At 71.6% G+C, this 22,028-nt stretch carries 21 protein-coding genes; 9 read left to right on the plus strand and 12 right to left on the minus strand.

The window, feature by feature from the left end; translation table 11 throughout:
• Position 1: 1 nt before the first annotated feature.
• The 3 genes from BUE41_RS13525 to BUE41_RS13535 all read right to left on the minus strand — a co-directional run bounded on the left by BUE41_RS13525 (position 2) and on the right by BUE41_RS13535 (position 2,845).
• Positions 2–880: a branched-chain amino acid ABC transporter permease gene (locus BUE41_RS13525; RefSeq protein ID WP_073457434.1), complete on the minus strand. Its 879-nt coding sequence runs from the start codon at positions 878–880 to the stop codon at positions 2–4.
• Positions 880–1,602 carry an ABC transporter ATP-binding protein gene (locus tag BUE41_RS13530; protein ID WP_073457435.1) on the minus strand — a complete coding sequence of 241 codons (723 nt, stop codon included), beginning with the start codon at positions 1,600–1,602 and terminating at the stop codon, positions 880–882. Before BUE41_RS13530 ends, BUE41_RS13525 begins: the two co-directional genes overlap by 1 nt.
• A gap of 91 nt (positions 1,603–1,693) precedes the next feature.
• Complete coding sequence (locus BUE41_RS13535) at positions 1,694–2,845, minus strand: ABC transporter substrate-binding protein (protein WP_073457436.1); 1,152 nt, start codon at positions 2,843–2,845, stop codon at positions 1,694–1,696.
• 164 nt (positions 2,846–3,009) lie between these two features.
• Between BUE41_RS13535 and BUE41_RS31300 the strand changes: the two genes are divergently transcribed.
• Both BUE41_RS31300 and BUE41_RS13545 read left to right on the plus strand, forming a co-directional pair.
• Complete coding sequence (locus tag BUE41_RS31300) at positions 3,010–4,353, plus strand: serine/threonine-protein kinase (RefSeq protein ID WP_234997235.1); 1,344 nt, start codon at positions 3,010–3,012, stop codon at positions 4,351–4,353.
• Positions 4,354–4,444: 91 nt separating this feature from the next.
• The gene (locus BUE41_RS13545) at positions 4,445–5,503 is read left to right on the plus strand and encodes a class I SAM-dependent methyltransferase (protein ID WP_073457438.1); all 1,059 of its coding nucleotides are present in this window, start codon (positions 4,445–4,447) and stop codon (positions 5,501–5,503) included.
• A gap of 4 nt (positions 5,504–5,507) precedes the next feature.
• Here BUE41_RS13545 and BUE41_RS13550 read toward each other — a convergent pair whose 3' ends face one another.
• A complete protein-coding gene (locus BUE41_RS13550) occupies positions 5,508–6,524 on the minus strand; it encodes an NAD(P)/FAD-dependent oxidoreductase (protein WP_073457439.1) in 1,017 nt (338 codons plus the stop codon).
• Between the two features lie 92 nt (positions 6,525–6,616).
• On the opposite strand from BUE41_RS13550, the gene BUE41_RS13555 reads away from it, so the two are divergent.
• Positions 6,617–7,351, plus strand: coding sequence for an acetoacetate decarboxylase family protein (locus BUE41_RS13555; protein WP_073457440.1), 735 nt, complete (start codon positions 6,617–6,619; stop codon positions 7,349–7,351).
• A 7-nt stretch (positions 7,352–7,358) separates the two neighbouring features.
• Here the strand turns inward: BUE41_RS13555 and zwf are convergent, their stop codons facing one another.
• A complete protein-coding gene (gene zwf, locus BUE41_RS13560) occupies positions 7,359–8,855 on the minus strand; it encodes a glucose-6-phosphate dehydrogenase (protein WP_143172138.1) in 1,497 nt (498 codons plus the stop codon).
• 205 nt (positions 8,856–9,060) lie between these two features.
• Here zwf and BUE41_RS13565 point away from each other — a divergent pair, with 205 nt between their 5' ends.
• The 5 genes from BUE41_RS13565 (at position 9,061) to BUE41_RS13585 (ending at position 13,385) form a co-directional block, all read left to right on the plus strand.
• Positions 9,061–9,390, plus strand: a complete 330-nt coding sequence (locus BUE41_RS13565) for a putative quinol monooxygenase (RefSeq protein ID WP_073457441.1) — start codon at positions 9,061–9,063, stop codon at positions 9,388–9,390.
• 72 nt (positions 9,391–9,462) lie between these two features.
• Entirely contained in the window at positions 9,463–10,494 is a 1,032-nt protein-coding gene (locus tag BUE41_RS13570; RefSeq protein ID WP_200803884.1) for a TIGR03617 family F420-dependent LLM class oxidoreductase, read from the plus strand.
• Between the two features lie 67 nt (positions 10,495–10,561).
• The gene (locus BUE41_RS13575; RefSeq protein ID WP_234997236.1) at positions 10,562–11,239 is read left to right on the plus strand and encodes a sugar transferase; all 678 of its coding nucleotides are present in this window, start codon (positions 10,562–10,564) and stop codon (positions 11,237–11,239) included.
• Positions 11,240–11,248: 9 nt separating this feature from the next.
• Entirely contained in the window at positions 11,249–11,932 is a 684-nt protein-coding gene (locus BUE41_RS13580; protein ID WP_407691663.1) for an MBL fold metallo-hydrolase, read from the plus strand.
• Between the two features lie 232 nt (positions 11,933–12,164).
• Positions 12,165–13,385, plus strand: coding sequence for an LCP family protein (locus tag BUE41_RS13585; RefSeq protein WP_073457443.1), 1,221 nt, complete (start codon positions 12,165–12,167; stop codon positions 13,383–13,385).
• A gap of 41 nt (positions 13,386–13,426) precedes the next feature.
• Here the strand turns inward: BUE41_RS13585 and BUE41_RS13590 are convergent, their stop codons facing one another.
• Positions 13,427–14,359 (minus strand): hypothetical protein, encoded by a 933-nt coding sequence (locus BUE41_RS13590; RefSeq protein ID WP_143172139.1) that lies wholly within the window; start codon positions 14,357–14,359, stop codon positions 13,427–13,429.
• Between the two features lie 75 nt (positions 14,360–14,434).
• On the opposite strand from BUE41_RS13590, the gene BUE41_RS13595 reads away from it, so the two are divergent.
• A complete protein-coding gene (locus BUE41_RS13595) occupies positions 14,435–16,555 on the plus strand; it encodes a S9 family peptidase (RefSeq protein WP_073457445.1) in 2,121 nt (706 codons plus the stop codon).
• Positions 16,556–16,676: 121 nt separating this feature from the next.
• On the opposite strand, the gene BUE41_RS13600 is transcribed toward BUE41_RS13595, so the two are convergent.
• Genes BUE41_RS13600 through BUE41_RS13625 form a run of 6 tightly spaced genes read right to left on the minus strand, consistent with a single transcriptional unit; the run spans position 16,677 to position 22,004 of the window.
• Positions 16,677–18,197, minus strand: a complete 1,521-nt coding sequence (locus tag BUE41_RS13600) for an AMP-binding protein (protein WP_084754923.1) — start codon at positions 18,195–18,197, stop codon at positions 16,677–16,679.
• Positions 18,182–18,925, minus strand: coding sequence for an SDR family NAD(P)-dependent oxidoreductase (locus tag BUE41_RS13605; RefSeq protein ID WP_084754925.1), 744 nt, complete (start codon positions 18,923–18,925; stop codon positions 18,182–18,184). The genes BUE41_RS13600 and BUE41_RS13605 overlap by 16 nt, the downstream gene beginning before the upstream one ends.
• On the minus strand, positions 18,918–19,334 hold the full coding sequence (locus BUE41_RS13610) for a Zn-ribbon domain-containing OB-fold protein (RefSeq protein WP_073457446.1): 417 nt from the start codon (positions 19,332–19,334) through the stop codon (positions 18,918–18,920). Before BUE41_RS13610 ends, BUE41_RS13605 begins: the two co-directional genes overlap by 8 nt.
• Positions 19,331–20,152 (minus strand): LLM class flavin-dependent oxidoreductase, encoded by an 822-nt coding sequence (locus BUE41_RS13615; RefSeq protein ID WP_159444907.1) that lies wholly within the window; start codon positions 20,150–20,152, stop codon positions 19,331–19,333. The genes BUE41_RS13610 and BUE41_RS13615 overlap by 4 nt, the downstream gene beginning before the upstream one ends.
• Before the next feature lie 38 nt (positions 20,153–20,190).
• The gene (locus tag BUE41_RS13620) at positions 20,191–21,351 is read right to left on the minus strand and encodes a thiolase C-terminal domain-containing protein (RefSeq protein ID WP_200803885.1); all 1,161 of its coding nucleotides are present in this window, start codon (positions 21,349–21,351) and stop codon (positions 20,191–20,193) included.
• A complete protein-coding gene (locus BUE41_RS13625) occupies positions 21,348–22,004 on the minus strand; it encodes an ABC transporter ATP-binding protein (protein ID WP_234997239.1) in 657 nt (218 codons plus the stop codon). Before BUE41_RS13625 ends, BUE41_RS13620 begins: the two co-directional genes overlap by 4 nt.
• Positions 22,005–22,028: the final 24 nt, after the last annotated feature.

Here is a 22,028-nt window from a genome sequence, read left to right on the forward strand (position 1 = left end):
GTCACACCTTCGTCACGACCCGGCGGCCGAAGATCCCGGTCGGCCGCGCCACGAGGACGACCAGCAGCAGCGCCCACACGAAGACGTCGCGGTACGCGGGCGAGACGTACTGGGAGAGCAAGGTCTCCAGCACACCGAGCGCGACGCCGCACAGCATGCTGCCCGACACGCTCGCGAGCCCGGCGACGACCATGATGACCAGGCCCTTGAACCCCAGCGAGGTGTCCATGAACGGCGAGAGCGTGCCGTAGACGGAGGCGAGCAGCACGGCCGCCACCCCGGCGAGCGCACTGGCCAACGCCATCGTCGTCACGGAGACCAGCCGCGTGTCGATGCCGAACGACCGGGCGACGTCCGGCCGGTCCGCGGTGGCCCGGATGGCCTGCCCGAAGCGGGTGGAGTGGATGAGCAGGTGCAGGCCCGCCATGACCAGCACCCCGACGACCAGCGCGCAGATCTCCGCGCTGCGCAGCGTCACGCCGCCCACCTGCAGGTCGGCCGGCGGGACGAGGGGCGGGAACGACACCGGATCCGGCCCGCGCACCACGATCACGATGTTCTGGATCGCGATCCCGGCGGCGATCGTCGCGATCGCCGGCGCGAGGAACGAGGACTGCTTCAGCGGCCGGATGGCGACCCGTTCGACGAGCAGCCCGATCGCGGCGCACGCGATCATCGTCGCCGGGAGGACGACCGGAAGACCGCCGCCGACCAGCGTCTGGACGGCGTAGCCGACGAACCCGCCCGCGACGAAGATCTGCGGGTGCGAGAACTGCAGCACGCCCAGCACCCCGAAGATCAGGGTGAATCCGAGGGCGAGCACCGCGTAGGTGACCCCGACGACCGTGCCGCCCCACAGCGCCTGGAAGAAGACGTCCATCACCCGGCTCCCGGCGCGGCGAGGTACAGGTCGGCGAGCTGGCCGGCGCCGCGCAGCCCCGCGGCGTCGCCGTCGTAGACGAGTCGCCCGGCGCTGAGCACGTACGCGTGGTCGGCGAGCTCGAGCGCCATGTGCGAGTTCTGCTCGACGAGCAGCACCACCGTCCCGTCGCGGGCGATCCCGCGGATGATCTCGACGACGTCCCGGACGACGACCGGCGCGAGGCCCAGCGAGGGCTCGTCGAGCAGCATGATCCGCGGCTTGGTCATCAGCGCCCTGGCGATCGCGAGCATCTGCTGCTCGCCGCCGGACAACGCGGCCGCCGGATGCGTCCGCCGTTCGCCGAGGCGGGGGAACTGGTCGAGCAGCTCCGCCGCCCGCGCCGCGCGGGCCCGCCTGCCGTGCAGGAGGTAACCGCCGACCTCGAGGTTCTCCTGCACCGTCATCGTGCCGAACACGCCGCGCCCCTCCGGGACGAGGGCGATGCCGGCCCGCGCCCGGGCGGGGGCGGAGCGGGCGGTGAGGGATCGGGGCGCGCCGTCCACCGTCACCGCGATCTCCCCGCCGTCGGTGGGGACGAGCCCCATGACGGCGTTCAGCAGCGACGACTTCCCGGCGCCGTTCGGGCCGAGGAGGGCCGTGATCCGGCCGGCCCGGGCGGTCAGCGACACGTCCCGGACCGCGTGCACACCGCCGTAGCGGACGTTCAGCCCGTCGACCACGAGGCGGGTTCCCGATGCCGACTCTGTCGTTGCCCATGTCGTTCCCGATGTCGTTCCCGATGTCGTTCCCGATGTCTCTGACATGGGCCGCCTAGACCCCCGGCTTCCACACCGCGAACCCCGTTGCGGTCAGTTCCAGCGGGGTGAAGAACGTGTGCTGGTTGTCGCCGCTGCCGTTCCAGCTGATCGGCCCCATCAGCGAGGCGAATCCGCGCGTCTCGCCCAGCGCCTCGGCGACGCTCGCGCCGGATCCCGGGTCCGCCGCCCGCGCCAGGGCGTCGGCCAGGACCTGCACGGCCGAGTAGGCCTGCAGCATCGTCCCGGTGGGGGCGCGGCCGAGCCGCTCCCGCATGCTCGTGACGATGCTGTTCGGGCCCGCTGGGTCGTAGTCCTGCACCGGCTGGAAGGTGATGAGGCCGTCCGCCGCGCCGCCGGACTGCTCGTACAGCGCCGGGTTGTTCAGCGTCGAGCTCGAGATGAACCGCCCGGTGAAGCCGCGGGAGCGGAACTGCTTCATGAGCAGGCTGGCCTCGGTCGCCTGGGCGCCGATCCACACGACGTCCGGGTCGGCGGCGAGCACGTTCGACACCTGGGCGGTGAAGTCCGTGTCGCCCGTCTGGAACGCCTGCGGCGCCGGCTCCAGCGCCACGCCGGCAGGCAGTGCCTCGGCCAGCTGCCGCACCTCGGTCACGCTCGCCTCGTTCGCCTGGTCGACGACGGCGCCCACCCGGGTCACCTGCAGCGCGGTGAGGACGTGCTCGACGAACTCGGGGACGACCTTCTCCAGGGTCGGGGTGAGCCGGAAGGTGAACCCGTTGAACTCCCCTTTCCACGCCGCCGACGAGGTCGGCAGCACGATCGGCACCGTGAGCTGCTCGGCGAGCGGAGCTGCGGCGAAGGCGGCGTTGCTGCTGTAGGGGCCGAGGACGGCGACGGCGCCGGACCGGGTGGCGTCGCGGAGCACCAGCGGGGCGCGGTTGGGCTGGGAGGCCGCGTCCAGCTGGACGACCTCCAGCCGGCGGCCACCGATCCCCCCGGCCTTGTTGATGTCCTCGACGGCCATGTCGTAGCCGGGGTTGGCCGCGTCGTTGAAGTCCTTGGCCGGTCCGGTCTTGTCGACGATCTCGGCGATGACGATCGGCGCCTCGGCGTCCGGCCGGCCGGGCTCGGCGCAGGCCGCGAGTCCGAGCGCGACGGCGAGCAGTGCACAGGTCAGGGAAGCAACCGTCGTACGACGACGCATCGGCGGGTCCTCCTCGTTGGTCGTGCTCCCCTCGAGGTCGGAGACAGATACTGAACGCAACGTTTCGTTTCGTCAAGCGGTTCGTCGCGCGCGGTGGCGAGCCGGTAACGGTGGGGGCCCGGACGGCGACCACGATCGCGGGAAGATCGACGACGAGGAGAGGGATGACGGACACAGCCGGGCAGACAACGGGGATGATCGGTCCTTACCGGCTCGACGGGTTGCTCGGCCGCGGCGCCATGGGCGAGGTCCACCGGGCCTACGACACCCGGCGCGACCGGACCGTCGCCCTCAAGCTCCTCTCCCCCGCGCTGGCCCACGACGAGGGGTTCCGTGAGCGCTTCCGCCGCGAGTCCTACGCGGTCGCCCGCCTGAGCAGCCCGCACATCGTGCCGATCCACGACTTCGGCGAGATCGACGGCCGGCTGTTCCTGGACATGCGGCTGATCGAGGGCCGCAGCCTCGACCAGCTCGTCGCGGACGGACCGCTGCCCGTTCCGCAGGCCGTCGGGATCGTCGGGCAGATCGCCGAGGCCCTGGCCGACGCGCACGACCACGGCATCGTCCACCGCGACGTGAAGCCGTCCAACGTGCTGGTAGCGCCGGACGGCTTCGCCTACCTCGTCGACTTCGGCATCGCCCGCACCGCCGACGACGGCACCGGCCTCACCTCCACCGGATCGACCATCGGCACGCTCGCGTACATGGCGCCGGAGCGGTTCGCGGGCGGGCCGCCGGACGCGCGGTCGGACCTCTACTCACTCGCCTGCGTGCTGGTCGAGTGCCTGACCGGCTACCGGCCGTTCCCCGGCCAGAGCCTGCCGAGCCTCATGCGCGCCCACCTCGGCGAGCCGCCGCCGCGGCCCAGCCTGCGCCGCCCGGGCATCCCGCCTGCGCTGGACGAGGTCGTCACCCGCGCGATGAGCAAGGACCCGCGCGACCGGCACCCCGATGCCCGCACGTTCGCGGCCGATCTGCACCGGGCCGCCGCCCACGCCCCTGGCGGCACTCAGATGCTCACGCTGGCCGTCCCGGAGCAGCCGGCGCGGCAGCCGATGCGGACCGGTGTGCTGCTGGCTGCAGCAGCCGGCATCGCGGTGGTGGCGGGTGCGGTCGGTGCGGTCCTGAGCGCTGGGCTGCTGGCCCCGAGGCAGGTGTCGACCGACGCCGCGGCACCCGCCCCGACGCCTTCGCCCTCCGCCGCCGCGGCGCCCATCTCGGCCGAGACCGCATCACCCCCGGCCACACCGAGCGCACGGCCACGCACCGAGCGGGCGGCCGAGCTCCTTCACACTCCGAGTCGACGGCAACTACGAGCTCTCGCTGCTGACGTACTACGACAGCAAGGGCGACGAGGTCCGCCGCCAGTCCGTGCCCGCCCCGTGGTCGGAGGTCGTCACGACCGCGGACTGGGGAGCCGATGCCTACCCGAAGGTGGCTGCGGGCACCATCTCGACCAAGGGCGACACCACCCTCACCTGCACGATCATCAACAACGACACCGGTGAGGTCCTCGTGACCGAGACCGACGAGAAGCCCGGCGCCTTCGTCTACTGCACCTTCACGGACTTCTGAACGATTTCTGTGCATGATCACCCCATGACCGAACCCGACCGCCGCAAGGTCCGCGAGTTCGCGCGCCACGTCTTCGGCCTCTACACCAGCGCCTCGCTCGCCTACATGATCGACATCGGGCACCGCACCGGGCTGTTCGAGGCGGCCGCGGCCGGCCCGGCGACGTCCGTGGAGCTGGCCGAACGGGCAGGGCTGGACGAGCGGTACGTGCGCGAGTGGCTGGGCGCCATGGCCACCGGCGGGATCATGGCCGTGGACGGCGACACGTTCACCCTCCCGCCGGAGCACGCGGCCGCGCTCACCGGCGGCGGGGCGAAGAACGTGGCGCCGATGGCCGCGATGGTGACGCTGCTCGGCCGCAACCTGGAGAAGGTCGTCGACGCGTTCCGCACCGGCGGCGGGGTGCCCTACAGCGCGTTCCAGCCCGAGTTCACCGGGGTGATGGACCAGCTCAACCGGCGGCCGCTGGACGAGCTGCTGATCGACGTGTGGCTGCCGCTGGTGCCCGGACTGCCCGAGCGGCTGGCCGCCGGGGCGCGGGTCGCGGACATCGGTTGCGGCACCGGGCACGCGCTGTGCCTGCTGGGCGCCGCGTTCCCGCACTCGACCTTCGTCGGTTACGACTTGTCCGCCGACGCGATCGCGCGGGCGGAGCAGGAGGCCGCCGACGGCGGACTCGCGAACGTGCGGTTCGCCGTCGCGGACGTGGCCGAGCTCGCTCCGGAGGAGCCGTTCGACGTCGTGTTCGCCTTCGACGCGATCCACGACCAGGTCGATCCGGCCGCCGTCCTGTCCGCGGTGCACGATGCACTGGTGCCGGGCGGACAGTTCGTGATGGTCGACATCAACGCGCAGAGCGCGGTGGCCGACAACCTCGACAACCCGTTCGCGCCGTGGATCTACGGGCTGAGCACGCTGCACTGCATGACGGTGTCGCTGGCCGAGGGCGGGGCCGGGCTCGGTGCCGCGTGGGGCGAGCAGACCGCGCGGCGCATGCTCGCCGAGGCCGGGTTCGGCGAGGTCACGGTGACCCCGGCACCGGGACAGGCGCTCAACGCCATCTACGCGACCTCGCGCCCGTAGCCGGTCACGCCGGCGTCAGCCCGTGCCGGCGATCCCCCAGCACCCGCTCGCACAGCGCCGCCTCGGCGGCCGCGGAGAAATCCTCCCGCGCGGCCACCGCGGCGGCGGTGTCGGCGAGCACGAGATCGTGGTTGATCCGCGCGGCCGCGGTGGTGCCGGCGGCCGCGGACACGACCGCGTTCGCGGTGAGATCGGTGACGTTCCCGGCCACCCACACCCCGGGCACCGCCGTGGCGCCGGTCGGATCGGCGGGCACCCGCACGCCGGTCGCGTCCTCGACGACGGACAGGCCGAGCGCGGCGAGCAGGCCGGCGCGGGCGACGAACCGCGGCCGCACAGCCAGCGCATCCACCGCCACCTCGGGGCCGGACACGAGCCGCACCGCGGTGACCCGGTCCACAGCCGGATCGACGACGAGCCCGGCCACCTCCCCGTCGACGACCTGGATCCGCCGCGCCGCGAGCTGCTCCCACTCCTCGTCGGACGGCTCCGGCGCGGTGTGCAGGAACAGCACGATCCGGGGGCTCCACTGCCGGAACAGCAGGGCCTGCTCGACGGCTCCGGCAGCGCAACCGAGCACACCGATGCGCCGGTCGCGCACCTCCCACCCGTGGCAGTACGGGCAGTGCAGCACGTCGCGGCCCCAACGTTCGCGCAGCCCGGGCACGGCCGGGAGCTCGTCGACCAGCCCCGTCGTGACGAGCAGCCGCCGCGCCCCGACGCTGCGCCCGGCCGCCGTCGTGACGACGAACCCGGCGCCGCAGCGGCGGGCGGCCACGGCGGGATCGAGCACGACGCGCCCACCGCAGCGCTCTGTCTCGCAGCGGGCCTCGGCGAGTAGCTCGGCGGGCGGCACCCCGTCGCGGGACAGCAGCCCGTGGACAGCCGCGGCCGGTGCGCCGCGCGGCTCGCCGCTGTCGAGCACCAGTACCGACCGGCGCGCTCTGACCAGCGTCAACGCCCCGGAGAGCCCGGCGATCCCGCCACCGATCACCACCACGTCCACGCTCTCGTCACGCATGCCGGCACACGGTCCTCGCACCCCGCGCAGAGCGCAACATCCTTCGGCGAGCGGAGGTCGCGCGGCGGGCAGTGCCGCACTACCGTGGCCGGATGGCCGAACTGCTCTCCGACTGCACGTGGACCATCCAGGGGCGGACGGTCACCCTGCCGGTGTCGATCACCCACGCGGAGAGCGCGGTGGCGGTCTACGCCGCACCCGCCGACGCTGCTGCAGAGCACCTGCGCGGCACCGAGCTGGAACCGTGGACCGTGGGCGGCCGGGCGCTGTCGGTGCTGCTGCTCGTGCACTACGACGAGTGGGAGCTGGGCACGTACGACGAGGTCGGGGTGGGGTTGCTGGTCACCGGACCGGGCCTGAAGGCGGGCCTGCACGTCCTCGACCTGCCGGTCACCGGCGCGTTCACCTGCGAGGCCGGGCAGGACCTCTGGGGCCTGCCGAAGTGGATGATGCGGGCGGAGCTGGAGTTCCACGGCCGCCGGGCCCGGGTGGTGGTGCACGACGGGCCGGAGTTCGTCATGGAGGCCGAGCTGACCGCCGGGCGGGTTCCGGTGCCGCCGCGCACCGCGTTGACCCTGCCGGTGTGGAGCCGGCCCGCGTTCGGCGCGCAGGCCGGGCGGCTGCTGCGCGGCACGATGCCGGTGCGGGTCTCCGCGGCCACGATCGGCCGGGGCAACTCGTCGGTGCAGCTCGGGGTGCACCCGATGGCGCTGCGCATGGCGGACCTCGGGATGACCGGTCGTCCGCTGATGGTCGTGCACGCCGGGCACGCCACGGGCTCGCTGGGCCCGTTCGCCGCGGTGGGCGGGGAACGTCCGCGGCGGTGATCGGGCCCTACTTCCGCTCCCGCCAGCCCCGCTCGAACGGCAGGCGCCAGGCGTTCGGCGCGATGAGCTGGTGGATCGCGTTCGGTCCCCACGTGCCCTGCGGGTACGGCTTCACCGGCGGCGGGTCGTCGAGCAGCGGCTGCGACCGCTCCCACAGCGACTCGATGCCCTCCGCCGTGGTGAACAGCGTGTGGTCGCCGCGCATCGCGTCGAGGATCAGCCGCTCGTAGGCCTCCAGCACGTCGGCGGCCGACTCGGTCTCCTGCGTGGAGAACTGCATCGACAGCTTCTCCAGCCGGAACCCGGGCCCGGGCCGTTTGCCGTAGAACGACAGCGAGACCCGTGACGAGTCGGCGAGGTCGAACGTGAGGTGGTCCGGCCCGGCCTCCCCCACCCCGGAACCGGGCGGGAACATCGTGCGCGGGGCCTCCTTGAACGCGATCGAGATGATCCGCATGCCCTCGGCCATCCGCTTACCGGTGCGCAGGTAGAACGGCACCCCGGCCCACCGCCAGTTGTCCAGACCCACGCGCAGCGCGATGAACGTCTCGGTGTCGGAGTCGGGGGCGACCCCGTCCTCGTCGCGGTAGCCGACGTACTGCCCGCGCACGACGTCGTGCGGATGGATCGGCAGCAGGGAGCGGAAGACCTTGTTCTTCTCCTCGCTGATCGCCCGCGGCTCGAGCGCGGTCGGCGGCTCCATCGCGACGAACGCCATCACCTGCATGAGGTGGGTGACGACCATGTCCTTGTACGCGCCGGTGGCCTCGTAGAAGTTGGCGCGCTGGTCGAGCCCGAGCTGCTCGGGGATGTCGATCTGGACGTGGTCGATGAAGTTGCGGTTCCAGATGGGCTCGAACAGGCCGTTGGCGAAGCGGAACGCGAGGATGTTCTGCGCCGCCTCCTTGCCCAGGAAGTGATCGATGCGGAAGATCTGCGACTCGTCGAACACCTCGTGGACGAAGTCGTTCAGCTCGATCGCGCTGCGCAGGTCGTGCCCGAACGGCTTCTCCATCACCACCCGCGACCGCTCGACGAGCTTCGCGTCGCGCAGCATCGCGATCACCGCCTGCGCCGCCTTCGGGGGCACCGACAGGTAGTGCAGCCGCTGCACGTCCTCGCCGAGCTTCTCCTCCGCGGCGGCGACGGCGGCGGACAACCCCTCCGGGCCCGCGTCGATCCCGACGTAGGTGAGCTTCTGGGCGAACCGCTCCCACGCCTCGTCGGACAGCTTGTGGACGCCGAAGTTGCGCATCGCGTCCTTGGCGAGATCGCGGAAGGCGTCGTCGGACAGGTCCTCGACCGCCGTGCCGACGACCCGCACGTCCGGCGCGAGCGCGGACTCCGCGAGGTAAGCCAGGCCCGGCAGCAGTTTGCGCTTGGCCAGGTCACCGGTCGCCCCGAACAGCACGATCACGTGCGGGGGCAGCGGTTCGAGGCCGCGCCGGCGGGGCCGGGAGGTCGGGGACGGGTACGCGATCGTCTGGGGGTTGCGCGGCGACACGGGCGTCCTCCTGCGAGCAGCACCGGGAGTGGAGCTCCTCGCGGGCGCTCCAGGTCCGAGACCTTAGCGAGCAGAGCCCGCGACGGCAGCCCGTCGACGCGCGGTGGCGCACCGATCCGAGCTGTACCAATCTGAGATCGGCTCGCCCGCGGCGGCGTGGAAGACTCCGGACGGCCACTGTCGTCGCGTCCGTGGAGGTGCGCCCATGATCCTCATCGTCATCCAGGCTCAGATCCGTCCCGACCGGCACGACGAGTGGTTGGCCGGCATCGACGAGTACACCAGGAAGGTGCGCGAAGAGCCGGGCAACATCTCGTTCGACTACTACCGCAGCGGCACCGACCCGTACGAGTACGCGATCATCGAGGTGTTCCGCGACAGCGAGGCCGGCGCCGAGCACGTCAAGACCGCGCACGCCCAGCAGTTCTTCGTCGACATGGGCCGCTGGGTCACCAAGAAGCCGAACCTGAACTACCAGGACCTGCCCGGCGATGCCTGGGTGGAGATGGGCGAGGTCACGCCCACCAACGACTGACCGCTCCCACCACCACGACGGCCGTGCGGCACCCCGCCGCGCGGCCGTCGTGCGTCGGTTAGCGTCGGGCGCGTGGAGTTCGACCTCATGACGCCGCCGGGCGACTGGGCGCACATCGCGCAGCTGGCCCGCTCGGCGCAGGACGCCGGCCTGTCCGGGATCGTGTTCACCGAGACCGACCTGACGCCGTGGATGTCGATCTCGGCCGCCGTCACAGCGGCGCCGGAGCTGCAGTACGCGACCGGCGTCGCGGTCGCCTTCCCGCGCAGCCCGATGATCGCCGCGGCCACCGCGTGGGAGCTCGCGGGTGCGACGCGCGGCCGGTTCCGGCTCGGCCTGGGTACCCAGGTGCGCGCGCACGTCGAGCGCCGCTACGGGTCCGCGTTCGATCCGCCCGGCCCGCGGCTGCGCGACTACGTGCACGCGGTGCGGGCCTGCTTCGCCGCGTTCGCCGGCCGGGAGCGGCTCGCGTACGAGGGCGAGTACTACCGGCTCACGCTGCTGCCGCACGGCTTCGTCCCGCCCCGCCACGAGTACGGCGACATCAAGGTCGACGTCTCCGCGGTCGGGCCGTGGATGTGCCGGATGGCCGGGGCGGTGGCTGACGGCATCCACGTCCATCCCCTGCACTCCGTGCACTACCTGCGCACCCGGCTGCTGCCCGCGGTCGCCGAAGGTGCTGCCTCGGCCGGCCGCTCCCCCGACGACGTCGACCTGATCGTCCCGGTGTTCATCGTGCCCGGGGACACCCCGGAGGAGCGGGCGCCGCTGCTGCGCCGGGCCCGCGAGCAGATCGCCTTCTACGGCTCCACGAAGAACTACGCGTTCCAGTTCGACGACCTCGGCTTCACCGGCACGTCCGCCCGGCTCAACGAGCTGCTCAAGGCGGGCGATCTCGACGGCATGCGCGAGACGATCACCGACGAGATGGTCGAGCACTTCGCCGTGGTCGGCCCGTGGGACTCGATCGCCGACACCCTGCGCGAGCGCTACCGCGGAGTCGCGGCCCGGATCGTCAGCTACCTGACCGTGGACTCGGTGGCCGCCGGCGCACCCATGCAGCGGTGGGGCGAGATCGCCCGCGCCCTCCGGGCGGATCCCTGAGGAATCGCTGAGCGGTCAGGGGGAAACACGGAGGTCTCCCGGCCGTGTGCGGAGCATCCTCGAACGAGTGGACACGGGGGTGAAGGAGACAGCGGCGGTGCCGGCGCCGACGGGGGTACCGGCGACCGTGCCGCTGCCGGTGCTGCACACGGCGACCGCGCCGCCCCGCGGGGGGCGGGTGGCGCGGGCGGTGAAGCGCGCCGTCGACGTGGTCGTGGCGCTGGTGGCGCTCGTGCTGGTCGCACCGGTCCTCGCGGTGCTCGCCCTGGCGGTGCGCCTGGAGAGCGGGCCCGGGGTGCTGTTCCGGCAGCAGCGGGTCGGGCAGCACGGGAAAGTGTTCACGCTCTACAAGCTGCGGTCGCTGCGACCGGTGGCCGGCGAGGGCGATGTGCGGTGGAACATCGACCACGACGCCCGCCTCGGGCCGGTCGGCCGGTTCATCCGGCGCACCTCGCTCGACGAGCTGCCGCAGCTGTGGAACGTGCTGGTCGGCGACATGAGCCTGGTCGGGCCGCGGCCCGAGCGGCCGTACTTCGTCGACCGGTTCTCCACGACCGTGCCCGGCTACGCCGACCGCCACCGGGTGCCGGTCGGGCTGACCGGGCTGGCGGTCGTGCGCGGGCTGCGCGGCGACACGTCGATCGTGGAGCGGGCCGCGGCCGACAACGAGTACGCGCAGCGCTGGTCGCTCGGGCTCGACCTGCTGATCGCGCTGCAGACGGTCCGGGTGCTGCTGAGGCGCTGACGCGGGCCTATGGTGGCGGGTGTGGACGTCATCGCCTACACCGGACACACCGATCCCGGTGGCCCCGCGGCCCGCCGCGACCTCGATGCGCTGAGCATCACGAAGGTCTCGGTCGGCCCCATGGACAACAACGCGTACGTGCTGGTGTGCCGCGCGACCGGCGAGGCGCTGCTGATCGACGCGGCGAACGATCCCGACCGCCTCGTCGACGCCATCGGCTCCGGGCCGAAGCGGCCCGACCTGCGCCACATCGTCACCACCCACCGGCACTTCGACCACTGGCAGGCGCTCGGCGCGATGAAGGGCATGTTCGAGGCGCGCACGATCGCGCACCCGCTCGACGCGCCCGAGTTGCCCGTACCGGTCGATGAGCTGGTGGACCACGGCGACCAGGTCCGGTTCGGCGAGATCACGCTCGACGTCGTGCACCTGCGCGGGCACACGCCGGGCTCGATCGCGCTGATCTACCGCGACGACGAGCGACCGCACGTGTTCACCGGCGACTCCCTCTTCCCCGGCGGGGTCGGCAAGACCAACTCGCCCGAGGACTTCACGTCGCTGATCAACGACGTCGAGGAGCGGATCTTCGCCGCGCTGCCCGACGAGACGTGGGTCTACCCCGGCCACGGGGACGACACCACGCTCGGCGAGGAGCGGCCGCACCTCGGGGAGTGGCGGGCGCGCGGCTGGTGAGCCGTGCAGGTCCCCGCGTCGAGAACGGCACTGCCGTGATCGACGGGCCTCGTCGATCACGGCGACGTCGTGCTCGACGGTCCCACCCACCCGGCTGCGGGCAGGATCACACCCCGTGATCCCCGGACATCCGCTGGTCCACGGCCCCTTCGACGCTCTACTGTGGTGATCACCGCGGTCGCTCGGGGGGTAAGACCGTTTCAGCTTCGGGTGACCGGGGGATGCCGTGGGGATGCCGGGTCGACGGCGTGCCGTACGCGCGATCGCGCGCACCGTCGTCGCGCTGGCCTCCGCGAGTGCTCTCGTCGTGGCCGGGCTGGCCTGGGCCCTCCAGCACCGCGTGCAGGACGCCCTGGTCACCAGCGACGCGACCGTGCCGCAGACACCGGTCGTCGCGGGTGAGTCGTTCACCGCGCTGCTCGTCGGGCTCGACGCGCGCACCGACGCGTCCGGCAACCCGCTGCCCGCCGAGCTGCTCGACAAGATGCATGCGGGCCCCGACGAGGGCCAGCTGCACACCGACACGATCATTCTGCTGCACGTGCCCGGCGACCCGGCGAAAGCCCCGGTCGCGCTGTCCATCCCCCGCGACTCGTACGTGCCGATCGCCGGCGGCCGGGGCACCCACAAGATCAATTCGGCGTACTGGCGGGGTGTCCGCGAGGCCCAGCAGGAGCTGGCCCGCCAGGGCGTGACCGGCCCCGAGCTCGACCGGCGCACCCGCGAGAAGGGGCGCGCAGTGCTCGTCGAGACGGTGGAGAACCTCACCGGCGTCACCGTCGACCACTTCGCCGAGATCAACCTCGCCGGGTTCGTCGAGCTCACCGAGGCGCTCGGCGGCGTGCCCGTCTGCCTCGCCGCACCCGCCCGCGACAGCTACTCGGGGCTCGACCTGCCGGCGGGCCGGCAGACCGTCAGCGGCGCGACCGCGCTCGCGTTCGTGCGCCAGCGGCACGGGCTCACCGGCGGTGATCTCGACCGCATCGGCCGGCAGCAGGCGTTCCTGGCCGGGCTCGTCCAGCAGCTGCGCACCACCGGCGCACTCACCGATCCCGACCGGCTCGCCGAGCTCGTCGGGATCGTGACCCGCCACGTCGTGCTCGACAGCAGCTGGGACATCCCGCAGGTGGTCGCGCAGGTCCAGGCGCTGCAGATGGACGAGCTCACCCTGCACACGATCCCGACCGGCCGCCCGGACCTACCCACGCCCGCCGACGGGATCGCCGTGCAGATCGACCGCACCGCGGTCCGCGAGTTCGCCACCGCTCTGCTGTCCGACGAACCGGAGATCGCGGCGACGACGGTGGCTGCGCCCGAGCCGCTCGCCGTCACGAGCGCGCCGGCACCGACGACGACCTCGTCGGTGAGCCCGTCCCCCACGGCGCCGATGACCCCCATCCCCACGACGACCGCGCGGGTGATCAGCGCGGACGAGGTGCCCTGCGTGCCCTGATCGACGCTGCGCGATCAGGATGCGTGATCAGTGCTGCGGGCTCAACGGATCCCGCCCGGCAGGTCCTGCCGCGACATCTGCCCGACAACGAACGTGGGCGGGCGGTCGGCGGCGTTGCGGCCGGTCAGCCGAACGACGTTCGCCGGGCCGCCCAGCTCCGTCACCTGCGGATCGACGAGCGCACCGCCCCACGGTGCCGCCGCGCCGGGCGCCGCATCGGCCCGGACGGCGGCGGCCCGGTCCGTGGCCGCGGCCGGGGTCTCGTGGGTCGCGCAGACCGTGCTCACCGCGCCCGCGGGATCGTCCGGGGCCGGTGCGGCACCGACCGCGTAGGCGGATCCACGCTCCGGCCGGTGCAGCATCACCACGGCGAGCCCCTGGCCGAGGCAGTCGCGCAGCGCAGCGACCTGCGGATCGTCGGCCAGCGCCGGGCCGGGGCCGTCGACCAGCTCCACCGGCGCGCGGGCACCGCCGACGACCACGTCCGCGCCGATCGGCCGGATCGTGGCGGCCTGCACGGTCAGCGGCTCGGCGACGGCGAGATCGCGGGCGAGCACGTCGGCGCCGGTCCAGCCGGCGGCCTCGGCCGCCGTGCGGATCGCCGCCGCGTCCTGCCCGCCCGCCACCAGCGTGATCAGCGGGCCGCCCGCGGAGGCGGTGGCGGTCCAGTCGGCGCCGAGCACGTCGATGCGCAGCCGTTCGGCCAGCTGCTGCGCGTACGGGCCCAACCGGCCGCCGCTCACCAGCTGCGACCACGTCCCGGAGCCGGTCGCGACCGCGCGCAGATCGACGAACTCGACGACGCCGCGGACCCCGCCGCCGAACCGCGTCAGCGCGGCCGCGAACGGTTCGTCGGGGACGGCAGCGGGGTCGGCCGGCGCGGCCGCGGTCGGCGTGCCCGCCGTGGTGCAGGCGGCGAGGACGGCCAGCACCGACGCGCACAGCGCCAGGACCGCCCGGCGGCGGAAGATCATGACCGGACCGTAGATGACCGGTGCGAGGACCGGTACCGCACCGTTCGGCCAGGGCGAGCGGGCAGACTGCACCCCGTGACCGACAGCTTCCCCCGCCGCCAGGCCCGCACCCGTGGCTTCACCCTCGGCGCCCCTCGGACGTTCACCGTCTCCCCGGACGGGGGGCGCGTGGTGTTCCTGCGCAGCAAGGGCGGCACCGACCCGGTGACCTGCCTGTGGACGCTTGACCTCGAGACCGGTGAGGAACGCCTCGTCGTCGATCCCGGCGAGCTCGGCCGCGCCTCTGACGCCGACCTGCCCCCGGAGGAGAAGGCACGGCGGGAACGCGCCCGCGAGCAGGCGGGCGGCGTGGTCGGCTACGCCACCGACCGGCCGGTCACGATGGCGGCCTTCCCGCTCGGCGGGCAGCTGTACGTCGCGGAGTTCACGGCGGGGCTGTCGCCGCGGCAGCTCGAGACGCCCGGCCCGGTGATCGACCCGCGACCGGATCCGAGCGGCCGCTGCGTCGCCTACGTCAGCGGTGGCGCGCTGCACGTGCACGACCTCACCGCGCGGACCACCACCACGCTCGCCGAGCCGGAGGGCGAGGGGATCACCTACGGGCTCGCCGACTTCGCCGCCGCGGAGGAGATCGGGCGGATGCGCGGGTTCTGGTGGGCACCCGACGGCAGCGCGCTCGTGGTCGCGCGGGTGGACGAGAACCGGGTGCGGCGCTGGCACATCGCCGACCCCGCCAACCCCGACCGCACCCCCACCGTCGTCGCCTACCCGGCCGCCGGCACGAACAACGCGCGGGTCACGGCCGAGATCATCGGCCTCGACGGCAGCCGGGTGCCGATCGACTGGGACGTCGAGCGCGACGAGTACCTCGTCGACGTCGTGTGGGACGCGCACGGCCTGCTCGTCGTGGTCCAGCCGCGGGACCAGCGGGCGCTGCGCACCCTCACCGTCGACCCGGCGACCGGCGCGACGACGCTGTTCACCGAGCGCACCGACCCGGCGTGGGTCGACATCATCCCGGGTGTGCCGGCCCGGCTGGCGTCGGGCGCGCTGCTCGACGTCGACGAGAGCGGCGACACCCGCCGGCTCACCGTCGACGGCGAACCGGTCACGCCGGAGGGGCTGCAGGTCCGCGGCGTCGCAGACGTCGACGGGGACGTGGTGCTGCTGCGCGCCGGCACCGATCCGGCGTCGGTGGGGCTGTGGACGTGGAGCCCCGACGGACTGGTCGAACGCACCAGCGGGCCCGGCGTGCACACCGGGCGGCTCGCCGGCGGCACGCTCGTCGTCTCGGCGGCGACGCTGGACAGCGACTCCACCGTCACGACCGTGCACCGGGGTTCGGCGACGTGGACCGTGGCGTCGCTCGCCGACCTGCCCGGCCTCGAACCCGCGCCCGCCCTCGCGAAGGTCACCGAGCGCGACCTGCCCACGGCGCTGCTGCTGCCGTCGTGGCACGAGCCCGGCACGAAGCTGCCCGTGCTCATGGACCCCTACGGCGGGCCGCACGCCCAGCGCGTCGTCGCCTCCCGGCGGGCGTTCCTGACCAGCCAGTGGTTCGCCGAGCAAGGCTTCGCCGTCGTCGTCGTGGACGGGCGGGGCACCCCCGGCAAGGGGCCGCGGTTCGAGCGGGCCGTGCACGGCGACCTCGCCGGGCCCGTCCTGGAGGACCAGGTGGCGGCGCTGCACGCGCTGGCCGAACGGCACCCGGACCTCGACCTGAGCCGGGTGGGCATCCGCGGCTGGTCGTTCGGCGGGTACCTGGCGGCGCTCGCGGTGCTGCGCCGACCCGACGTCTTCCACGCCGCCGTCGCCGGTGCGCCCGTCACCGACTGGGCGCTCTACGACACCCACTACACCGAGCGCTACCTCGGCACCCCCGACGGCGACCCGGACGCGTACGCCCGCTCATCGCTGATCGCGGACGCACCGAAGCTCACCCGCCCGCTGATGCTGATCCACGGGCTGGCGGACGACAACGTGGTCGCCGCGCACACCCTGCGGCTCTCGTCGGCGCTCATGGCGGCGGGCCGGCCGCACACCGTGCTGCCGCTGTCCGGGGTGACGCACATGACGCCGCAGGAGGTGGTGGCGGAGAACCTCCTGCTGCTGCAGGTGCAGTTCCTCAAGCAGGCGCTGGGGATCGAGGAGGGACCGCATGCCGCGGGCTCCGCGGTGAGGCCCGCAGCATCCTGACTGCGGCCACTCTTCCACGGACGTCACTTCAGATAGCAAAGGGCGCTTGAGAGTGACGGCCGCGGTCGGCTACGGACGCATCGAGCCCCGTCCGCGTCTCGACCGGAATGCGGCGGTCGTCCTACCTGCCGGCCATGTCGTGCACGTTGGGGCCGAGGCCCTGCAGCCGATGTCGCTCGACCTTCTGGGTTGGGGTCTTTGGCAGAACGTCGCGCCGCTCCCAGTAACGCGGCACCATGAACGGCGCCATCCGCTCCTTGCAGAACTCGTGCAGCTCCTGCGGAGTCACCTGTGCCCCGCCGTGGATGACGTAGACCAGCTTCACCTCGTCTTCGGCGAGCTCGGAAGGGACTGGCACCGCGACGCACTCGGCGATCGCGGGGTGCTGCGCGACCGAGTACTCCACCTCGGACGGCGAGATGTTCTCCCCACGCCTCCTGATGCAGTCCTTGGCCCGGCCCCGGAAGGACAGATTGCCGTCGGTGTCGTAACGGCCGAGATCGCCGGTACGGAAGAACCCGTCGTCGGTGAACGCTGCCGCGGTCCGTTCCTCGTCGCGCCAGTAGCCGTCGAACAGCGCCCCGCGGCGACGTGCCCGGATCTGGATCTCGCCGTCGGAGCCGTCCGGGGCGTCCACGCGGATCTCCCAGCTCGGCAGCGCCTTGCCGACCGTACCGACACCGCCGCTGCCGGGTGAGCGCGCAGCGTTCATCCCGGTTTCGGTCAGACCGTAGATCTCCATGAAGCGTACGCCGAACCGCTTCTCGAACGCCTCGACCGCGGGCGCGGACACACCGCCGCCGACGGCGAGCCGGACCGGATGATCAGTGACCGGATCGGGATGGGTTTTCAGCAGGATCGGCACCATCGCGCCGAGCAGGTTGACCACGGTGCCGCCATCTCCGCGCACCTGCTCCCAGAACCGGCTGGCACTGAACCGGTTGCGGATCACCACCGGTCGGCCGGCGAGCAATCCGCCCAGCAGACTCAAGCAGAGCGCATTCGTGTGGAACAGCGGCAGCGTCGTCCAGAACACGTCGCGCTCGATCGGCTCGACCGCGCTCAAATAGGCGTCCGCCTCGTGAAGCAGGAACGCTTGACTGAGTATTGCTCCTTTCGAGCGACCGGTGGTGCCGGAGGTGTAGACGATCGCGCCGGGGGCAAAGGGATCCGCGGTGCCGGGGTACGGCGTCGAGCTGCTGACCGAGGTGAGGAACTCGGCTGCCTCGAACAGTTTGGCCTTGACCGCACTCGCCCGAACATCGGCCTGCTGCGAACCGTCGAGCAGGGAGGAGTCGACGAGCATTGCAGCAGGCTCAGCGTGCGAAACCATGTAGCGAAGCACGTCACCGCGATGCTGTGGGTTGAGTGGTACCAGTATCGCCTCGAGACGTGCGCACGCTCCCAGCGCGACCGGGAGCTCTCTTGCGTTGCGTAGCAGGACGACCACGCGGTCCCCCGCGTTCACCCCGCGTGAGCGAAACATCCCTGCAGCTCGCGAGGACAGCTCCGCGAGCTCTCGATACGAAATTCGATCCCCTTCGAAGCATAAAGCTGTCCGCTCCCCGAGCTCGGCAGCTCGTCGATCGAGCAGCTCGGGGAGTGACAGGATAAGAGACTCGTCACTCATACCGCCGTCCATCCCCCGTCCACGACCACAGTGCTTCCCTGACTGTATTCGGACTGCACGAGGAACCGGAACGCTGCAGCGAGTTCGCCCGGGTGACCGAACCTGCCGGCGGGTACAGCTCGCAACATCGCATCGCGGATATCCGGTCGGGAGTCCAGCCACTTCTGGTTCAGCTCGGTGGGCACCACACCCGGTGCGATGCAGTTGACGGTGACGCCGGCCAACGCGACCTCGGCGGCGAGGCTGCGTGCGAACGCTTCGACCGCACCTTTCGTTGCAGTGTAGCCGGATCTCTCGGTCAGGCCGATGTGCGCGCCCGCCGAGGACACGAAGATCATCCGGCCGAACCCTGCGGACAACATCCCGGGAAGCAGCGTGTGCGCGGCCAGCATCGTACCCAGCACGTTGGTGCGCCACATCTCCTCCCACTGCTGGGGAGACGATTCCACGAACGGCGCGCGATGGTTGAGGCCAGCCGCGGTGACGAGTACCCGTGCAGGACCGGACATCTGTTCCTCGATCCATCGGCGTAGCCCGTCCCACGCCTCGGTGTCCGCGATGTCCATGGAGAACGGATGAATTCGACCGGGGTGCTTGTCGGCGACGCGGCGCAGCCGCTCCTCACCGCGGCCCACGATCACCACGTAGGCGCCGAGGTCGACGAGCGTCTCGGCAGCGACCGAACCGATCGCACCGCCACCACCGGTGACCACCGCCGTCATGCCGTCGATCTCACGCACGGTCGTACACCACCACGTGCAAGCCGTCTCGAGACGCAATGCTGACCTTCAGCGGAGCGCCAGCTCGCAGCAACGGCGAAGCATCACCGGCCATGTTGCCCGGAATGCGAATTCCTTCGGGGAACTCGGCGAGCACCACGGTGTAAGGGACGGGGATCTCCGGGCGAGTCGCTCGATGCACGACGATCCACGAGTACACCACCGGCGTAGATACCAGCTCACGCCAATCCAAGGTCGAATCTCCGCAGTGCGGACACGCGGGAAGCGGCGGGAAGTGGAAACGCTCGCAGCGCGTGCAGCGGGGCGCAAGCAGTTTGCCGCCGGCCAGGCCCTGCCAGAACGGCGCACTCTCGAAGTCCGAAACGGGATGTGGAACGCCGGGCAGAGGAAACTCGGTATTCACAATCATGCGACCTCCACGATCCTACGGAGTTTCGGAAGTGCCGCCTCGGGCGCGAACGTCGCGGGCAGAAGGATGAGGTGGTCGGCGATCTGCAGGTACTCCCGGAGGCGTTCAGCGCACTCATCCTCCGACCCGGAGACGAGGAACCTGGCCAGACGCGCGGAGTTCTCGCCGAAGTGGGCTCGTAGGAATTCCTCACCATCGCCTCCACCGCGGCCGTGCACATCGACCATGACGGTGACGGCGACGCGTGCCATCGGCCTTCCTGCCTCCTCACACATCTCCCGCAGTCTCGCCGCCGCCTTGCCCAACTGCTCCACGGTGACCAGATGGGCGGTGAAACCATCAGCTTGCTGAGCCACGACCCTGCGCAGCGCCGCCTCGGATCGCCCGCCGATCCACAGCGGACAACTCCGTTCGGGGCTAGGCGAGACACGACGGCCCGGATCATCACCGGTCCACCATCGGCGGATGCTCGACAGCGCCTCGTCCAGAAGCTTGCCTCGATGACGAATCGAGACGCCAACCGCCTCGAAGTCCGGCTCGTGATCACCGCCGACTCCGACGCCGAGCTCCAGCCGGCCCTCCGAGAGCCACCACAGGCTGCCCAGCATCCGCGCCGACAGCACGGGCGGACGAAGTCCCGCGAGATAGACGTTGATGCCGAGGTGGATTTGACTCGTTGCGGCAGCCAAGTATCCGAGTGTGGTGAGCGGTTCCAACATCGGCGCCCGCCACAGCAGATGATCACCTGCCCATAGCGCGTCGAACCCGAGGTCCTCGGCGAGCGCCGCGTACTCACACACCTCACGAGCCGGGGGCACGCCGCGTGGGAACGACGCAGGGAGGAACGCACCGAGTCTCAAAGCGCTGCCAAGATCAGTCCGGAGCCCACCGTCATCGCTCCACCGGTAACCAGCGCGATCTCGGCGTCTGGCACCTGACGCTCGCCGGCCTGGCCGCGCAGTTGCTCCGTGGCTTCGACCACGTGGTTCAATCCGTGGATGTAGGCCTCAGACAATAGGCCGCCATGGGTATTGACCGGCATGGACGACTCCATCGTCAACGTCGACGGGTCCTGGGCGTAGTCACCGCCCTCGCCAGGCTTGGCGAATCCCAGACCCTCCAGGGCCATGATGACCGAGTAGGTGAAGCAGTCGTAAATCTCCGCGACGTCGACGTCGTCCGGGCCGATACCGGCCAGGCCGAAGAGCCGCTCGCGAATCGCGCCAGTGAAGTTCTCAGACATGTCCGGCCAGGCGAGGTCGTCGTCCAGATCCACGCCCGGCGACTGGCGCCCACCGTACGCGGCCGACAGCACACCGACCGGACGATGGCGCAGCGATCGTGCTCGTTCCGCTGAAGTCACCACCACCGCACAGGCGCCGTCGGTCTCCAGGCAGATGTCGTAGAGGTTGAAGGGATCGACGATGCGAGGGCTGCCGTGGTAGTCGGCAAGGGTCATCGGTTTGCGCTGCTGCGCCCGCGGATTGCGGATGGCGTGCGAGCGGGTCACAGTGGCGATCCGGCCCAACGCGTCCTTGCTGGTGCCGTAGCGCTCCATGTGTCTGCGGCACCACATCGCCACGTGTTGCGGATAGGTCATCCAGCCGAGCGGTGCCATGTACTGACGGGAGCCGTCGGCAGTCATCTCCTGGCCGGTACCGCCGAGGCGCATGCCGGAGCGGCCGTTCATCGCCCGGTAGACGACGACGGTGGTCGCCAGGCCGGCACGGATCGCCGCGTCCGCTGCACCGACCACCGCCACCGAGACGTTGCCGCCACCCAGCCAGTCGAGCATCCAGCCGGGCGCAGACAGCCCGAGCGCCGTCGCCACCGCCTGAGTCGGCGCAGAATCGTTCATCGCGAACGAGATCACGCCGTCGACATCCTCGGACGACAGTCCGGCGTCCTCGATCGCCTTCCGGCACGCCTCCTCGGCGAGAGAAAGCGTGCTGCGATTGGACCGCTTCATGAACTCCGTGTAGCCGAGGCCGACGATGGCGGTGTGCACCGTGCTCACTGCCCCACCTCCATTCCCAGGTATGCGGACATCAACCGGGAGTCACCGAGCAGCGCACGCGCCTCGCCGGTCAGAGTGAACCCACCCTGCTCCATGACAAAACCGCGGTCGCAGAACTCGAGCGCACGGGACGCGTCCTGCTCCACAAGCACCACGGTGAGGTCGCCACGTAGCTCGGCGAGCGCAGCGAAGATGACGTCGACTGCGACGGGCGCTAGCCCCAGCGAAGGCTCGTCGAGCAGCAAGAGGCGGGGCTGCGCCATCAGTGACCTGCCGAGTGCAAGCATCTGCTGTTCGCCGCCGCTCATCGTCGCGGCGAGCTGATCGCGCCGTTCGGCAAGACGAGGGAACAGCTCGTAGACGCGCCGCTCACTGGCCTCGGCATCGGCCCGGCACCGCGGGCTGTACGCACCGAGCCGCAGGTTCTCCGCAACCGTCATCCTGCCGAAGATTTGCCTGCCTTCGGGAACTAGCACCACCCCGCGGCGCACCATGTCGGCGCTGTCCTCGCCGGTCACGTCTTCGCCGTCGACCGTGATCTGCCCTTCCCACGGGGGCAGCAAACCGGCGATCGTGTTCAGCAACGTGCTCTTTCCGGCGCCGTTCGCGCCGATCACCGCGACGAACTCGCCGGCGGAGACGTCGAGCTCCACGCCGCGAACCACCGGTCCGCTCTG

It is taken from the genome of Pseudonocardia thermophila (genome assembly GCF_900142365.1).
GTDB lineage: Bacteria > Actinomycetota > Actinomycetes > Mycobacteriales > Pseudonocardiaceae > Pseudonocardia > Pseudonocardia thermophila.

Excerpts from the sequence above, each read along its gene's own strand:
- BUE41_RS13545 (WP_073457438.1), top strand. The coding sequence starts at position 4,445 with ATGACCGAACCCGACCGCCGCAAGGTCCGCGAGTTCGCGCGCCACGTC.
- BUE41_RS13535 (WP_073457436.1), bottom strand. The coding sequence starts at position 2,845 with ATGCGTCGTCGTACGACGGTTGCTTCCCTGACCTGTGCACTGCTCGCC.
- BUE41_RS31300 (WP_234997235.1), top strand. The coding sequence starts at position 3,010 with ATGACGGACACAGCCGGGCAGACAACGGGGATGATCGGTCCTTACCGG.
- BUE41_RS13590 (WP_143172139.1), bottom strand. The coding sequence starts at position 14,359 with ATGATCTTCCGCCGCCGGGCGGTCCTGGCGCTGTGCGCGTCGGTGCTG.
- BUE41_RS13565 (WP_073457441.1), top strand. The coding sequence starts at position 9,061 with ATGATCCTCATCGTCATCCAGGCTCAGATCCGTCCCGACCGGCACGAC.
- BUE41_RS13550 (WP_073457439.1), bottom strand. The coding sequence starts at position 6,524 with ATGCGTGACGAGAGCGTGGACGTGGTGGTGATCGGTGGCGGGATCGCC.
- BUE41_RS13580 (WP_407691663.1), top strand. The coding sequence starts at position 11,249 with ATGGTGGCGGGTGTGGACGTCATCGCCTACACCGGACACACCGATCCC.
- BUE41_RS13585 (WP_073457443.1), top strand. The coding sequence starts at position 12,165 with ATGCCGGGTCGACGGCGTGCCGTACGCGCGATCGCGCGCACCGTCGTC.
- BUE41_RS13555 (WP_073457440.1), top strand. The coding sequence starts at position 6,617 with ATGGCCGAACTGCTCTCCGACTGCACGTGGACCATCCAGGGGCGGACG.
- BUE41_RS13525 (WP_073457434.1), bottom strand. The coding sequence starts at position 880 with ATGGACGTCTTCTTCCAGGCGCTGTGGGGCGGCACGGTCGTCGGGGTC.
- BUE41_RS13600 (WP_084754923.1), bottom strand. The coding sequence starts at position 18,197 with ATGGACGGCGGTATGAGTGACGAGTCTCTTATCCTGTCACTCCCCGAG.
- BUE41_RS13610 (WP_073457446.1), bottom strand. The coding sequence starts at position 19,334 with ATGATTGTGAATACCGAGTTTCCTCTGCCCGGCGTTCCACATCCCGTT.